This is a genomic window from Leptolyngbya sp. GB1-A1 (assembly GCF_039962475.1).
Taxonomy (GTDB): Bacteria; Cyanobacteriota; Cyanobacteriia; order Elainellales; family Elainellaceae; genus Leptolyngbya_A.
Genome location: NZ_JAMPLI010000038.1, coordinates 32,666 through 48,161 on the forward strand (window position 1 = coordinate 32,666; position 15,496 = coordinate 48,161).

General features: G+C 49.3%; 14 protein-coding genes, 1 tRNA gene and 1 pseudogene. 6 read left to right on the forward strand and 10 right to left on the reverse strand.

Going from position 1 to position 15,496, the window contains the following annotated elements; genetic code table 11:
- Nucleotides 1-9: 9 nt before the first annotated feature.
- A complete protein-coding gene (xylB, locus tag NDI45_RS23710) occupies nt 10-1,491 on the forward strand; it encodes a xylulokinase (RefSeq protein WP_190790926.1) in 1,482 nt (493 codons plus the stop codon).
- 139 nt (nt 1,492-1,630) lie between these two features.
- Here the strand turns inward: xylB and NDI45_RS23715 are convergent, their stop codons facing one another.
- Entirely contained in the window at nt 1,631-2,722 is a 1,092-nt protein-coding gene (locus NDI45_RS23715) for a hypothetical protein (RefSeq protein WP_348249141.1), read from the reverse strand.
- Nucleotides 2,723-3,531: 809 nt separating this feature from the next.
- Between NDI45_RS23715 and NDI45_RS23720 the strand changes: the two genes are divergently transcribed.
- A complete protein-coding gene (locus NDI45_RS23720; RefSeq protein WP_190793959.1) occupies nt 3,532-5,277 on the forward strand; it encodes a hypothetical protein in 1,746 nt (581 codons plus the stop codon).
- Between the two features lie 307 nt (nt 5,278-5,584).
- Here the strand turns inward: NDI45_RS23720 and NDI45_RS23725 are convergent, their stop codons facing one another.
- The 5 genes from NDI45_RS23725 to NDI45_RS23745 all read right to left on the reverse strand — a co-directional run bounded on the left by NDI45_RS23725 (nt 5,585) and on the right by NDI45_RS23745 (nt 7,760).
- Entirely contained in the window at nt 5,585-5,731 is a 147-nt protein-coding gene (locus NDI45_RS23725; protein ID WP_190790765.1) for a hypothetical protein, read from the reverse strand.
- Nucleotides 5,724-5,849: a hypothetical protein gene (locus NDI45_RS23730; RefSeq protein WP_277879055.1), complete on the reverse strand. Its 126-nt coding sequence runs from the start codon at nt 5,847-5,849 to the stop codon at nt 5,724-5,726. Before NDI45_RS23730 ends, NDI45_RS23725 begins: the two co-directional genes overlap by 8 nt.
- Before the next feature lie 312 nt (nt 5,850-6,161).
- The gene (locus tag NDI45_RS23735) at nt 6,162-7,343 is read right to left on the reverse strand and encodes an RtcB family protein (RefSeq protein ID WP_190790751.1); all 1,182 of its coding nucleotides are present in this window, start codon (nt 7,341-7,343) and stop codon (nt 6,162-6,164) included.
- A gap of 43 nt (nt 7,344-7,386) precedes the next feature.
- Nucleotides 7,387-7,483, reverse strand: a tRNA-Ile gene (locus tag NDI45_RS23740).
- Nucleotides 7,484-7,526: 43 nt separating this feature from the next.
- Complete coding sequence (locus tag NDI45_RS23745) at nt 7,527-7,760, reverse strand: hypothetical protein (protein ID WP_190790752.1); 234 nt, start codon at nt 7,758-7,760, stop codon at nt 7,527-7,529.
- Between the two features lie 212 nt (nt 7,761-7,972).
- On the opposite strand from NDI45_RS23745, the pseudogene NDI45_RS23750 reads away from it, so the two are divergent.
- Nucleotides 7,973-8,257, forward strand: a pseudogene (locus NDI45_RS23750) (IS1 family transposase); the annotation flags it as partial.
- A gap of 8 nt (nt 8,258-8,265) precedes the next feature.
- On the opposite strand, the gene NDI45_RS23755 reads toward NDI45_RS23750, so the two are convergent.
- A complete protein-coding gene (locus NDI45_RS23755) occupies nt 8,266-8,793 on the reverse strand; it encodes a general stress protein (RefSeq protein WP_348249138.1) in 528 nt (175 codons plus the stop codon).
- An 86-nt stretch (nt 8,794-8,879) separates the two neighbouring features.
- Nucleotides 8,880-11,594 (reverse strand): cation-transporting P-type ATPase, encoded by a 2,715-nt coding sequence (locus NDI45_RS23760; RefSeq protein WP_348249139.1) that lies wholly within the window; start codon nt 11,592-11,594, stop codon nt 8,880-8,882.
- Nucleotides 11,595-11,761: 167 nt separating this feature from the next.
- On the opposite strand from NDI45_RS23760, the gene NDI45_RS23765 reads away from it, so the two are divergent.
- Nucleotides 11,762-12,475 (forward strand): bacteriorhodopsin, encoded by a 714-nt coding sequence (locus tag NDI45_RS23765; protein ID WP_190790755.1) that lies wholly within the window; start codon nt 11,762-11,764, stop codon nt 12,473-12,475.
- Between the two features lie 13 nt (nt 12,476-12,488).
- Here the strand turns inward: NDI45_RS23765 and NDI45_RS23770 are convergent, their stop codons facing one another.
- The gene (locus tag NDI45_RS23770) at nt 12,489-12,866 is read right to left on the reverse strand and encodes a hypothetical protein (protein WP_348249140.1); all 378 of its coding nucleotides are present in this window, start codon (nt 12,864-12,866) and stop codon (nt 12,489-12,491) included.
- A 142-nt stretch (nt 12,867-13,008) separates the two neighbouring features.
- Here NDI45_RS23770 and NDI45_RS23775 point away from each other — a divergent pair, with 142 nt between their 5' ends.
- On the forward strand, nt 13,009-13,686 hold the full coding sequence (locus NDI45_RS23775) for a response regulator transcription factor (protein WP_190790756.1): 678 nt from the start codon (nt 13,009-13,011) through the stop codon (nt 13,684-13,686).
- 36 nt (nt 13,687-13,722) lie between these two features.
- Nucleotides 13,723-15,000 carry an ATP-binding protein gene (locus NDI45_RS23780; protein WP_190790757.1) on the forward strand — a complete coding sequence of 426 codons (1,278 nt, stop codon included), beginning with the start codon at nt 13,723-13,725 and terminating at the stop codon, nt 14,998-15,000.
- Between the two features lie 20 nt (nt 15,001-15,020).
- Here NDI45_RS23780 and NDI45_RS23785 read toward each other — a convergent pair whose 3' ends face one another.
- On the reverse strand, nt 15,021-15,350 hold the full coding sequence (locus tag NDI45_RS23785) for a YnfA family protein (RefSeq protein ID WP_190790758.1): 330 nt from the start codon (nt 15,348-15,350) through the stop codon (nt 15,021-15,023).
- Nucleotides 15,351-15,496 lie beyond the last annotated feature (146 nt).

Genomic DNA, 15,496 nt, shown 5'->3' on the forward strand with positions numbered 1-15,496 from the left:
AGAATTACCATGCTGCTGGGAATTGATTTGGGTACAGGTTCCGTTAAAGCTTTGTTATTGGATAAGGCTGGAACTGTATTGGCTGAATCTTCGCAGACTTATGGGGTGCAATCTCCAAAACCAGGTTGGGCAGAGACAGACCCGGAAGCATGGTGGGAGGCTGTAGCGATCGCAGTGCGGCAGGCGATGGCGAATTCTTCGTATCCTGTTGAGGCGATCGGGCTTTCGGGCCAGATGCATGGGGTTGTGCTAGCCGATAAAGAGGGGCGACCCTTGCGCCCTGCTATTCTTTGGGCAGATATGCGGTCAAGCGATGTGCTCGAAGTCTATCAGCAGCTTCCTGCCGACTTGCTGCACCGACTCGCCAACCCGATTACGGCGGGAATGGCTGGCCCAACGCTCGTGTGGTTGCAGCGAGAAGAACCAAACATCTATGCTGCCGCTCGTTGGGTTTTGCAGCCGAAAGACTGGCTACGTTTCCGAATGACAGCGGAAGTCGGGGCAGAACCCTCAGATGCCTCTGGAACCTTACTGTTTAATGTGCGATCGGATCAGTGGGCTTTTGAGGTGATGGAAGCATTGCATCTTCGCACCGACTGGCTTCCAGACCTCTTTCCCTCCAACCGTATTACAGGGCATCTAACGGCTCAAGCTGCTCATCATTTGGGTTTAGAGACAGGAATTCCTGTGGTTGCGGGGGCTGCTGATACCGCAGCAGCGATGCTGGGTAGTGGCCTGCTCGACCCCAGAGCAGTGCAGCTCACAATTGGTTCAGGAGCTCAAATTATTACGCCGCTCGCTCAGCCCCATGCCGATGATTCCCTTCGTACCCATCTCTTTCGTACAGCTTTGCCCGGACAATGGTATCGGTTAGCAGCGATTCAAAATGCCGGGCTGGCTCTGGAATGGGTACGAGGAATTCTGGGCTTAAGCTGGACAGAGGTCTATGAAGCCGCTGATTCCATTCCTCCTGGGTGCGAAGGACTGACGTTTTTGCCCTATCTTACTGGGGAGCGTACGCCTCATCTTGATCCTCACGCACGGGGTACCTGGGTCGGATTGGGATTACACCATACGCGATCGCACCTGATGTGGGCTGCTCTGGAAGGAGTTGCTTTTGCGATCAAGCAGGGAATGGAAGCGCTTCCTTCTGAGTTGCGCTACCCGCAAACCACGACTCCTGATATGTCTATTCCGCACGTTCGCCTGGCGGGTGGTGGTACCCTTGAACCTGCTTGGAGACAACTGCTCGCGACAGTGCTACAAGTGCCACTCTATAGCATTGCGGTATCAGCAGCCTCAGCCCGAGGAGCCGCGATTCTAGCAGGTCTAGGAATTGGAGCCTATGGCGATAAACACATGATTCCTCAATTAAGGATTACGGCTCCCCCAACCCTTCCAGATACCTTTTCTCCCAAGTTAGACAATGCTTGGATACGCTTTCAGACTCTTTATCCAACCTTGCTCCAGTGGAGATCGCAACTTCCTTAGGTACTGTTAACTTAACTGGACAAATTTAAGAATAAGCAGATAGTCATAACACAAGTCCTGTAGGAATCAGTTCCTAGTTGAATTAGCGAACAGGAGGAGGTGAAGCCGTTGTCGCAGCTCTGCCGAACTGAGCTTAAGCTCAAATTGCATTTGCTTTCAACTTCTCAGGATTAATTTGAAACTGAATTGTTGCAGCCTTTCTTTTGCCAGGAAGCTCCTGTGCCCCTAAGATATAGCCTTCCTGCTGCAACTCCTCTACAGTACGCCAGAAGATTTGGTTGTTGCGTGCAGTATTGCTCCCGAACAGGTCAAGATTCTTGAACAGATATTGTTTAGAAATCGTGAGGTACTGTCCGTCCTGCGGGGAGTCCCACTTCAACCGGCTAGCTAGGTAAATCAACAGCTTTGTCTTATAGTCGTTCTTCGCATTGTTTCCTAGCTTCTGCTTTAGGTCAATATCGCTAGCAAACAATACATAATCTCCAGTGCGTCCTGGACCCTCGAAGAATTCTAGAGCAACTGTGTAGGCATCTGCTAATTCATAGGTATAGTCAGCAGCCTTCAATAAGTCAAAGTCGCGTGGAACGTTATCAATTTCATAATCTTTGATTCGCAACACGCTCTTGATCATGACCTTTGCACCAACCTGATTACCCTTCCGAAGGGATTGGGCAAGTACAAGTTCTGTGCGGTGCAGAGCGACGAGATCGCGGTTGAGCTGCGATCGCACCTTTGAAGCGAACCCACCGTCTTTGGTACGCTTGTAGCCAAGGCACTCTAGCAGGTCATTCGATCGAAACGTAACCAGTCGTCCGTTACCCTGGTGAGCTGCTAATCGATATAGGTAAAGCACGATTGCGACCTGTCTGGGATTGAGGAAAGTCAGCAGCGCCATGAATAACCGTTGGATTCTGCGATCCTGGATCTTCTCCAATCCATTACTGATCCCTTCATCACTACAGGACTGTAGATCGAGATCGGCATACTGCTGCTTTAGTTCTTCCCATTCCTCCACTGATAGGTTTTCTAACTGTACCCGTCGAGTCAGTATCACTTCACTAGGGTCATTAGAATCTGATTCAACCCGCATCTCCAGGTAGTACCCATCCTCATCGGCTCGTAGGATTGGTAGCTGGACATCGGGGTTTCTAAGAGATGCCCCTGCGCGAGGCAGCACCATCAAGAGTTGCCCATCAACAGCGAACGATCCGTTTTCCTGCTTCTCTACCATAAGCTCCTGCTGATCGGTCTGGGGTTGTTTGGCAATTTTACCAGCGAAGTAGTCCAGCAAGGCATATTTTTTAAGCATCTGTCAATATCCCAGAACTAGCGTTTCTTGCCTGAAGGAAAACAAAATCCGCTAAATCTGGAATTACTCTGTAACTCCGGCGTATGATTTTGCAGGAGTAACCTGTAACTCCGGCGTATGGTTTCGCCTGAAAAGGCCTGTAACTCCGGCGTATGGTTTCGCCTGTAAATCCGCCGTACTACGATTTAATCAGTCTGTAATTCCAGCGTATGGTTTTACCCTGTAACTCCGACGTATAAGTCGTAGAAAACAGCTTATGAAAGCACTGAGTTTATTAAAGTCTTATTTTTAAGCCTGTAACTCCGGCGTATGGTTTTACCCTGTAACTCCGGCGTATGGTTTTGGAAGGACTCTGTAACTCCGGCGTATGGTTTTACCCTGTAACTCCGGCGTATGGTTTTGCCTAAAAAGACCTGTAACTCCCGCGTATTGTTGGCCTGTAACTCCCGCGTACACTGAGATTTCGCCTCTTGAGATCCTTATAGTGCAGTGGTACGCTTTGTCTTGGAAAACCTAAAAAACCGGGGCGGAGCCTCTCGCAAAGCCTCTCTACACCCGGTTCTCTAGTTCGAGTCTGGAACGACTGCCATCGTTTCAGATTCTTTTGATTTACCTTCTTGCTAAGGCTACCACATTTTTCTTTGGTGTGGCAGTCTGAGTTTTGTGTTGGCTATAGGCTGGAGAATCAATAGAGGCATTTGCTGCTTGCCCTGGCTCTCAAGAGAGTCATCATGGTCAGTGCAGCTCGTGAATTTCAATATGTTCAGGAGTGGGACGATGCATTTCTTATGCTTTTCCCACATCGTTTTGACTACATCTGGGCAGAGCATTCAGATCCAGGTGTAAAGCCCCAGTGGAAGACGGAGAGTCGACATCCCTTAAGCGATCGCCTGATTCGACAAGGATCTTCTTTGTATGGTGTGCGCTTTGGTGCGGAAACTCGGTATGCTCTGGTTGATATTGACGTGACCAGTCTTTATCACCCCAGTCGAGATCCCTTTGCTATTTCTCGCATTGTTGCTGCCTTGGAACCACTGGGACTTGTCGGTTATCTTGCCTGTACCTCTAGCTATAGCGGGGGACTTCACCTTTATTTCCCATTTCAGCGATCTCAGAGTTCCTGGCAGGTCGCTATTGTCCTGGCTTGTCTTCTGGAAAATGCTGGATTCAAACTTCAGCCTGGGCAGCTTGAACTTTTTCCGAATCCCAGGCCTTTCACAACGGATGGAACCTATAGCCTCTTTAATGCTCACCGTCTGCCTCTACAGGCTGGTTCCTATCTCTTAAATACTGAGTGGCAGCCTGTTTGGGGTAATACACAAACTTTCGTTCGACAGTGGCAGTTTGTTCAAGAGCGGAATACTTTGGATACCAGCACAATCAAGCGAGTGCTGAAGCAGGCGAGGCGACGCCAATACGGAATTTCTGGCAAAGTGGAAAAGTTTATCAATGATCTAAACGCTGAGATTGAGCAAGGTTGGACTGGAGTAGGGCAAACAAATCGCCTTCTAGGACGCATTACCATGCGGTCCTATATTTTTCATCACCTTCTAGTAGGTGGTCAGCCGTTAGAAGGACAGGCATTAGTGGATAACATTGTAGTAACTGCACGATCCCTACCTGGGTACACAGATTGGTGCCAGCATCAGCATGAGATTGAACACCGCGCTGAGGAATGGGCACGATGTATTGAAAACAGCCATTACTTTCATTTTGGTTCTCGAATTTCCAAATCTAAGCTAGAACTTCAAGCCCCAGAACTGGCGACCGCAATTGACCAGTTGCCTTCTTGGAACCAGCGACAGTCAGCAGTGACAAGGGACCGTATTAAGCAAGCAATTGCAGATTTGCTTGAAAAGGGTAGTTTACCTGTTCGACCAACAGCTCGTTTTCAGGCACTGCTCCAATATGGCATTGGAGGTGGATCGCTCTATCGCCACCGTGACCTGTGGCATCCCAATTATTTTGGACTGGGATCTGCTCAGGAAGAGGGAGCAGGTCATCAACCTGTGGAAAACCCCCCGCACCCCCCTTGCTTCAGTGAGAACAGCCAGTTAGATTGCACTGAAGCAGCATCTAACTGGCTCAGTTCTCCAAGCTTATTTCCTAACGGTGGCGGTGATAATAGACAGGACAAGGCTTCTAGCCATTGTTTTAGTTCTGAAGGGCGATCGGCTGATGGTAATGCTCTTGCTCCTTCCGGTTCAACTGGGGTGGAGTATATTCAGCAAGCTCTGTTTCAGGTGAAGGCACAGCAGGAAGCGTATCAGCAGGCAAGGCGATCGGCTCAATTGCGGCTGCAGCACATCCGCTCTGAAGCTCAACAGAAGCAGCAGATTGACCAGATGCAGCAATATCTTGCGTCTGGTGATCCAATTCTTATAGCAGAAGCAAGGGCATGGGCAGAGATTAATCCAGGAGTGCTGGACATGGAGCAACTGCAACTGCCGCTCATCCAGATACCTGATTCTGAATAGGGCAGGGAGTTAAGCTGTCTTATCAGGGCTAGACGTAGGCAATAGATCCCGGTTGGAAAAGGTAAGCCGCTGGTACCGAAGCTGATAGGTGCTGAGCAGCATATCAATTTCTCCTCGATAGTAGGGCTGGCAATCCGAGAAGTTGAAAGCCTCGCGATCGAGGAAGTTAGCTAACGTCGTTTCCAGTAAGGCCTCGACTGAATAAGCTATCTCCACGGCTTTTTGGACAATAAGCCTCCTGGATCTAGTTTGGCAGGACTGTTGAGATTATCTGGGCTGTCACCCGACTCAAGTGATCGATTAGCTCCTACGCAAAGTGGGATTGCCAAATTAGCCCTTTAGCGATCTGTATATTCAGAGCGGCAGCCTGCAAACGTAATCGCTTCACTGTCCAGAAAGCCTGCGATCGCCATTTCCAGTACCATTTCGATCGGATACTGTGTTTCCTAGGCATGACCTAACAATGCTTGCTGAACGTGTTCGGGTAGGGCTGCCAGGAACATTTTGGCAGCGATCGGGCTAAGATGCTCGTCGCTTTGCTTAGAAGGTAGGGGTGTGCCAACGGTTTGCATTACCCCTCACAGGGTATCTGGCATTATAGGGCGGTTGTGCAGCAGCGATGATAATAGCTTCTAAGACCAGAGAAAAGCCTTGTGTCTATCCCAGAACCGCTCGCGGCTATAGCATGTTTGCCTACGTAGAGTAGTCCAAGCTCCCGGTGTCGAACGGCATGGATGCTGGCATTTGCAGTTACATCTTTGAACGATCGGGTAATGGGAAGACACTGCTCAAACGGGGTGGAGGCAAGAGTATCTAAGATTGCAAGGAAGGGATTGAAGAGCCAATCAATCCTGCAGATCGCAGTTTTATGACTCCTCCAACCTCTAGCCTTTAACGCACATCACCTGCTTCAGCGTGGCAACGACTTCGACCAGATCGTTCTGGTTCGCCATCACCTGCTCGATCGGTTTGTAGGCACTCGGAATTTCATCCAGCACGCCTTCGTCCTTGCGGCACTCTACCCCATCGGTCTGCTGAATCAGATCGTCCAGCGTAAAGTGCAGTTTTGCCTTATTGCGTGACATTTGGCGACCTGCCCCATGCGAGCAGGAGCAGAAAGCATCTGCACAGCCCTTGCCCTTCACGATGAAGGACTTTGCACCCATTGAGCCAGGGATAATGCCATAGTCTTCTTGGCGCGCCCGCACTGCCCCTTTACGGGTGACATACACCGATTCGCCAAAATGAGTTTCCCGCTCGGCGTAGTTGTGGTGGCAGTTGACCTGAATGGAGGGCTTAAACGGTTTACCGCCTGCCAGATGCGTTTCAACAACGCGCTTGAATCGTGCCATCATCACTTCCCGGTTCCGCAGGGCATAGTTTTGCGCCCATTGCAGATCGCGCCAGTATGCCTCGAATTCAGAAGTGCCCTGAACAAAGTGAGACAGATCCGGATCAGGCAGCTTTAATCCAGCCAGCTTTGCCAGCTCTTTTGCCGTTTCAATGTGACGCTGCGCCAGCATGTTGCCGATGTTGCGGCTACCGGAATGCAGCATCAGCCACACCTGTCCCTCGGTATCCAGACACAGTTCAATAAAGTGGTTGCCCCCGCCAAGGCTACCCATCTGCTTCAAAGCTTTGCCATCCAGGTGTTGAACCCCAGAATGCAAATCCTTGAAGTCACCCCAGCCCTGCCAGTTGGTCACGTCTTTGTCAGTGTCCTTGTTCTCGTTAAAGCCAACCGGAATCAGCTTTTCAACGTCCAGACGAATCTGCTTCAGCTTCCCGTCGAGCTGGTCAGCATGATAAGGCGTTTTTACAGCACACATCCCGCAGCCAATATCCACGCCCACAGCAGCAGGGACGATCGCATCTTTGGTGGCGATCACTGACCCCACCAATGCACCCTTACCCAGATGAACATCGGGCATGAGGGCAACGTGCTTGTGAACAAACGGCAAGGAGGCAACGTTCTTTGCCATTTTCATTTCATCATGTCCCAACTCATGTCCTGCCCAAGACAGAACGGGCACTGGAGTTGATAAATTGAGCTTGTCGTAAGGCATAGTTTCGTGTCCTTATCGATGATTGTGAACTGGGATAAACCCAAGCTAATGACAGGACTCGAACCTGCCTACGCGCAGCGAAGCTGATCCGTACCGCATCGCTTATAAGGCGATTGCTCTACCCACTAAGCTACATCAGCATTTGGTCGCGGAGCTGGGTTTTAGCAGCAGTGATTGCAGAAATTAGAAGAAGTTGCGCCGTTCCAGACGATAGATTTGCTCTAGATGGCGAAAGGCTTCAATCTGTTTCAAGCCGCGATCGTGTTTTAAGCTGCGATCGGATTGATGTTCCAGATCAAGATGTTCTAGATCAAGGGTTTTGTCTCGAAGGGGTGCAACTGCACCAGGGGAGGATGGTTTGAGGAACGCTAGCCACTTCGAGAAAAGACCGATGCTGGGGAGGGAGCGAGAATTCATGGGTTAGCTCCTTTCGGCTGTTCTGTGTCTCATCTTATGCTACAAATGTAATATTTGTAATACAGGCTGTCAAGGGCATACTACAAATTCTCGAGGTGGGGAGAGAGCAAGAATGAATGAATGCTTTGAATTGCTCTCTTCGCTTAGACTTTGGCTTAGTTCAACAATGAAGGTCGGGGTCAGGAGGCGCCAGATTGCTGTTCTTTCCAGCTCTTCCTGAAGTCGGTGAATTGGATGCACTGGAGGCCTTTGTTGGCTAAAAAAACAAAATCTGGTTGTAGACTGCTGTTGACCACTGTAGAAAAGGGATTCTAGGGTGGGTGTTGGGCGACCCTAGTGCTGAGACATTCCGACCGTTCTGGATGATCGTGGTGAGTTAGCCGTGCTCCTTCTATGTCACTGCTGGTTGGTCTGTTTATCCAGGATTTATTCCAAAGGGAGCCCCGATGGTGAGCAAGACCTACATGACCCGAGTTGAAGGAGAAAATACACGGCTTTTATTTTTTTAGGGAAGGTCATAGACCTGCCACGATCGAACGCTACAACGGCGAAGAACTGGTTCAACAGAAAGAATTTGGGTTTCTGTTGCCTTTATGATGACTAAACAATCTCCCTGCTTAACTTGTTCTTTGTAGAGTTTGACCTGCTTTTCAGGGTCTAAGCATCCCAAAAATGCGCCGTATAACCCACCTGCGGCAGAGGCAACACTGCTGCCTAAAAATGCTGTCAGGATGCTATCAAGTGCGAGTGCTGGACCTACTCCAGGAACTAATAAAACTCCTAATCCAATCATTAGTGTCGTTAATCCAACTCCTACACTTCCTAGTACGGCTCCTGCTTTTGTCCCCTCTATACGAGTGATGGATAGCTGATTTGCTTTGTCTACTAAATTCTTGGTCGCGTTTAAATTTTTGGTCACTACGGAGATTTGGTGCATTGGAAAATTGACGCTTTGTAGCTCAAGCAGTGCTTGTTCTGCTTTTTCCTGATTTGGAAAAACACCAATTGCTTGTTTGAGGTTGTTAGTCTTCATGATTTATTCAATCGATAAGGGTTCAGTCGTAATTTTTCTAATGTCAGGGGAGTATCGGAAACCCGTTGCTGTCTCTCTTGGGGCAACTACTTGAGGGGAGCGAATCGCCTTAGCAGTGTGGCTAAACCAATCATGGGTAAGCCGATCGCAATGCACAGGAGAGCCTGACTTAAATTCAACGTTGCTGTGTCAAATAGTTGATTCATTACGTTCCATTGGCTAAACAGCGTTTGAAATAGGAATGCTGCGCCAATGCCAAATAGGACTGCATAACCAAAGGATTCTGTTCGACCACGCATTTTGGCAATGATAGCTGGGACAAATCGGCTGATGCTTAAGAGGTAAAACGCTTCGGCTGCTACCAATGCCTGAATTGCCATTGTCCGCGCCAGAGCTTCGTTGCCCGTTGTCCGAATGATCCATTCAAAGGTGCCAAAAATAACAATCCAGTTGAATACGGAAACTGCCAGAATGCGGGTAATCAGACGACGAGAGAGTAACGGTTCATTCGTTGGGCGAGGCAGGTTTTGCATCACGTCGGGGGAGGGGGGCTCGAATGCCAGTGGCACAGATAGCGCGATCGAACCCACCATGTTCAGCCAGAGGATTTGCACCGGAAGAATGGGCAGGGGGCTTGCTAAAAATACCGCGATTAAAATCGTCATCGATTCGCCCCCGTTGACCGGTAGGATGAAGGCGATCGCCCGCAACAAATTCTTATAAACGGTGCGCCCCTCTTCTACGGCTCGTTCAATGGAGGCGAAGTTATCATTCGTCAGGATCATATCTGCCGCTTCTTTCGAGACTTCGGTTCCGGTAATTCCCATCGCAGTTCCGATGTCTGCCTGTTTCAAGGCAGGCGCATCATTCACGCCATCTCCGGTCATGGCGACAATTTCGCCTTTCGACTGAAGTGCTTTGACCAGGCGGAGCTTTTGTTCCGGGGCAACCCTGGCAAACACATTGCTTTGTTCAACAGCGTTTGCCAGTTCCATCTCGCTCATATCCGCTAGTTCTCGTCCGGTGAAGATGGGTGCATCCGGTGTTTGATTGATTCCCATGCGCTGAGCAATTGCAGCAGCTGTTTTGGCATGGTCGCCCGTGATCATCTTCACCTGGATTCCGGCAGACTGGCAGGAGCGAATGGCTTGAATCGCTTCTGAGCGAGGTGGATCAATCATGCCTTGAAGTCCGAGGAAGACCAGGTTTCGCTCAATGTCGGAATGTTCAAGGGAGGATTTGGATCGGACAGCAGTTTTCTCTGCCAAAGCCAGCACTCTTAACCCCTGGTTTGCCAGGCGATCGACCATTTGTTCGATTGCAGTTGCATCAAGGGTGGTTGAATTTCCCGCAGCATCGACCATTTGGTAACACCGTTTGAGGATCGCCTCAATGGAACCCTTGACGTAAATCAACTGCTCGGAACCGCGATTGTGTAAGGTCGCCATGTACTGAAATTGAGATTCAAACGATAGGGTAGCCCTGCGCGGCAAGGTTTCTGCCAGGGATTCTGGGATTAGCTCTGCCTTACGAGCCGCCGTTACCAAGGCTCCCTCGGTTGGGCTACCCACCACTGTCCAGTTGCCCTCTTGCTCTTTAATTTGGGCGTCGTTGCATAGTAGCCCTGCTTGCAGGCATTGAGAGAGAGCAGGCGTTTCTGCTAAATCAATGGGCTGTCCTTTGAGTGTGATCTCTCCCTCTGGCGCGTAACCGCCACCACTGACCTGATAAAGTTTCCCTCCGGCATAAATTTCCTGCACCGTCATCTGATTTTCGGTGAGCGTTCCGGTTTTGTCGGAACAAATGACGGTGGTACTGCCCAAAGTTTCAACGGCTGGCAGTTTGCGAATAATGGCATGATGCTTTGCCATCTGGGAAACCCCAATCGCCAGGGTTACTGTCAGGATTGCGGGTAAACCCTCAGGAATGGCACTCACGGCGAGCGCAACGGCTGCTTTAAAGACCTCAACCCAGGAGAAACCTTGGGCGACTCCCACCGCAAAGGTTAATGTTGCCAGAGCCAGAACGACGTATAGCAGGGTTTTGCTAAATCGATCGATTTTTCGGGTTAAAGGGGTTTCCAGGCTGTGGCTCTGCTGCATCATCTGGGACAAATGCCCAGTTTCAGTCTTGTCACCAATGGCGACAACCAATCCCTGCCCCCGTCCAAAAGTGACTAAGCTTCCGGTGTAAGCCATGTTTGCCTGTTCTGCCAGAGGAGTGTCTGGCGGCAGTGGGGTGAGGCTTTTCTCAACAGGAACAGACTCTCCGGTTAAGCCTGACTCATCGATTTGGAGGTCAAAAACTTCAATCAAACGCAAATCTGCCGGGACTTTATCCCCTGATGCCAGCAGCACCAAATCTCCCGGCACCAGTTCACTGGAAGAAATGACCTGTTTTTGTCCATCCCGCAGGATGGTTGCTTCCGTTGTGACGGATTCTGCGAGAGCGGCGATCGCATTCTCAGCTTTTGACTCCTGGATAAAGCCAATCACGGCATTGATGATCGTGACTCCGAAGATCACTCCAGCATCAATCCATTCGTGCAGAAAAGCGGTGACGATGCCTGCTGCTAGAAGTATGTAGAGCAACGGTTGGTTGAATTGCTGGAGAAAACGAACCCAGGCACTCTGGCTTTTCTGGGCAGTCAGTTCGTTAGCACCAAAGCGATCGCGCCGTTCCTTTGCTTCCTGAGTGGAAAGACCTGTATCAGGGTCAGTTTCTAAAGATTGAACAACCTCTTTCACCGACAGATGGTGCCATTGATCCTGTGTTGGATGTTTCGCCAGTGTTTCAACCATTGTGTTTTCTCTACTCGAACTCGGTAATCACACAGCCCCAAGACTGTTTCTCATTACCTCTAGCGTCGATGAGAAAAGTGAACTAAATATGATCACTCGATTCTAACCACTCACTTTTCGATCACATTTGGCTTTCAAAGTAAGAGGCAAGCGAATTGGAGTAGCGTATGGACTGGCAAGCAATATTTCACTGGGTCTATGTCACCGCGATGGTGATCGGGGCACTTTATTTCATGGCTCTCAGTCGCAATCCATGCGGGGTGCCCAAATATGAGTATTTAGTTGCGACCTTTATTCCCATCTGGTCGGGACTCGCCTACATGGCAATGGCAATGGGGCAGGGAAAAGTTGAGATAGCAGGACAAATCACGCACTATGCCCGCTACATCGATTGGTTCGTAACCACTCCCCTACTGCTGCTGTCGTTATCGTGGACAGCGATGCATCACATTGCCAAAGATTGGACTCTGATTGCTGGGCTGATGGGAACGCAAGTGATTGTGATTGGGAGCGGGCTAATCGCAGATTTATCTACCACAGATGAAACACGCTTTGTTTGGTATACCTGCGGTGTTGTTGCGTTTCTCGTGGTTCTTTGGGGAATTTGGGTGCCGTTGCGGGCAAAAACTCGGGGTCAGGGGATGGAGTTTTCCACCCTTTATACAAAGCTCGTTGCCTATTTCACGGTATTTTGGATTAGCTACCCGATCGCCTGGTTAATTGGTCCTTCTGGTTTGGGCTGGGTCAACCAAACAATTGAGACATTGCTGTTTTGTGTACTTCCCTTTTTCTCTAAGGTTGGGTTCAGCTATCTAGATTTGAATGGTCTACGCCGTTTGAGAACACGGTCTACAGCGACAAGCCCTAAAATCCTTTATTGAGGCAGAAGTAGATTTACTCAATGATCTCGTAACGGACTAGCTGGCGCACATCTTGACGCGACAACTGAAGCTCATTGGCGATCGCTGCTTCAATTTGGCTAGGGTCTGTTGTGGCGAGTTCTAATTCCATCCGTTTCAAAACCGAATCGGCTGTTTCGACCTTCACCTGAGTAATATTCTGGTTTCGGTTAATGACGGCATTGATCAGCAGGATATTCACAGACACAACTGCTTTAAGCTGAGTATCTGCCTGAAGCTTCGTTGCAGTTGGCTGAGATTGCTGCAATTCTTGAGCCGTCAAAATGCTGGAGCCAAGCCAGAATGCTATTGCTACCACTGGGAGGGGCAACCAAAATTCTGCACCTGATGCCTGTAACCAGCGTTTGATCACCCTCGATCGATGCTCCTCAATAGCGTTTTCCCTGACTGTAATACAGCCTTCTGCTGCTTAAAATCTAGCTTTAAGGAGATGTGTAATCTCATCTCAGAACTCAATGCTAGAACTGCAAGCCATCGAAAGGCTGGGCGGAAAAATGAAAATATTGCTAGTAGAGGACGACCCGAAACAACTACTTCCACTCCAGATTGCTTTGTCTCAAGCAGGGCATAGCGTAGATGGTATCAAAGACGGAAAAACGGCTCAGTGGCTTTTATCTGAGAAGGACTATGATCTTTTGGTTCTGGACTGGATGTTGCCCCATGTCAGCGGGGTAAATCTTTGTCAGCATTATCGTGCCCTGGGAAAAACGGCTCCCGTTTTGATGATTACGGCAAGAGATACAACTTCTGAAAAAGTGACTGGGTTAGATGCAGGAGCCGATGACTACTTAGTAAAGCCCATTGACTTAATTGAGTTTATGGCACGCGTGCGGGCGTTGAGGCGGCGATCTCCCTTATGGGTTGGAGACACGCTGAATTTAGAAGATCTGTACCTCCATCTTGATTCGCTAACTGTAGAAAGACAGGGTAAATCTATCACCCTCTCCAGCCGTGAGTTTCAATTGCTAGAACACTTTATGCGTCACCCTCGCCAGATCTTGAGCCGCAACCAGATTGAGCAAGCCGTATGGGAATGGGGGACAGAGCCTGATAGCAATGCGATTACCGTTTTAGTTCGTAAACTTCGTCAACGCTTACAATCTGTAGAAGCCAGTGATTGGGTTGAGAGTATTTATGGAATGGGGTATCGGCTGTCTCCTCCGGAGAATTAATTTTTATCGGAATCACCATCCTATTCACAGCAGAATGTGTTTAATCAGAGTCGTCGCAATCTAGCCCGCTGGTTTACCCTCTCAATGGGTAGTATTCTTGTGTTGTTTGCAGGAGTCATTTACCAGATTGAGGCGAAAGACAAACGAGAGGCACTCGATCGCTTGCTGCTCGACAAAACCCGGATTATGGCGGCGAGCGTTCATTACGATGTTCGCCAGAATCAAACTGCGGTCGATTTAACCAATGTTCCTCTACTAGGGAGTGGTTCTCACCCACTGGCTGAGGATTTGATCTATGTGCGTTGGTACAACGCCCAAGGACGCTTGGTTCGTTTCTTTGGGGCTGCCCCTGCCAATCAGCTCAATACTTCTCCGGGTTATCAAACGATTCAACCGGCTGATCCCTTGTTGCAGCATCGCTGGTTGCGCCAGATTACGCTACCTGTTGAGGGGCGAACAGGGACGCTGGGCTACCTTCAGGTTGCAACGCCCCTAACAGAAACCCACAATCAGTTGCAAGAGCTTCAGATTGCACTAACCCTGGCAGTGCCGATCGCATTGGGGTTGATTGGCTTAGCGGGTTGGCTATTGAGTGGAATTGCCATGCAGCCCATTCGGCAGTCTTATCAACAGCTTCAACGCTTTACAGCCGATGCCTCCCACGAGTTGCGATCGCCCCTTTCTGCCATCTTGACCAATGCTCAGGTAGGGTTGATGCTTGCATCAGATGATTCCCGGTTCCAGCCATCCCTAGAAAATATCGTAGATAGTGCTAAATCAATGGGTTCTCTGGTGAATAATCTGTTGCTCCTAGCGCGTCATCAGGGAAAGCTCGCGCCTGAGTCGTTCAAACTGCTCACCCTCAATCAATTTCTAGCGGAAATCGTTCCCCAATTTCGGGTACTGGCAGAAGCACAAGACATTCAACTTGAATATGAGCAGCCAGAACAAGCGATTAAGGTCTGGGCTGATCCTGATTTGTTGAGGCAGGTGATTGAAAACTTGCTCAGTAATGCTTGTAAATACACTTCTACAGGTGGGTCAGTGCGGTTGCGACTTGTTCCCCATCCAGGTTGGGCCGTGATTCAAGTCATTGATACCGGAATCGGAATTCCAGAAGTGGACTTACCCTATATCTTCGATCGCTTTTACCGGGTTGATACGGCGCGATCGGTCGACAGCGGTGGCTCTGGACTGGGGTTAGCGATCGCTCAACAGATTGTTCAGGCTCACAGTGGGCATCTTCATGTAAAGAGCGTCATCGGTCAAGGTTCAACGTTTCAAGTTGAACTACCCCTCAAACTACCCTCCTAGTGACTCTTCCATCTTCTGTCTTAAACTCTTGGAGCGTACATCATGATCAGGACACCCACTAGGATAATGGTCGCTCCAACCCAATCCAAGCGATCGGGAGCAACATTATCGATTCGCCATCCCCAAAGGATTGACAGCATGATAAAGATACCACCATAAGCGGCATAGGCTCGTCCAAAATTCGCGGGTTGAAGCGTTGCAACAAATCCGTAGGTTGTCAGCAAAATAGCGCCAACCATTGCTAACCAGATGCTTTTTCCTTCACGTAGCCATAACCAAATCAGGTAGCCGCCCCCAATCTCACACAGACCCGATAAAACAAAGACCAATAGTGAAAAAATTGTTGTCATGATAAATCAAATCATTGATCACAATGTTGAGATTAGACTTGTCGGGAAATAAGCAAGAATAGAAGGCAGAAATGGGATAAGCAAATGCTGGATATTGAACGGGTGCTGACACAAGACCGCTTGCTGCGCGCTTTAACTGGCTTGAA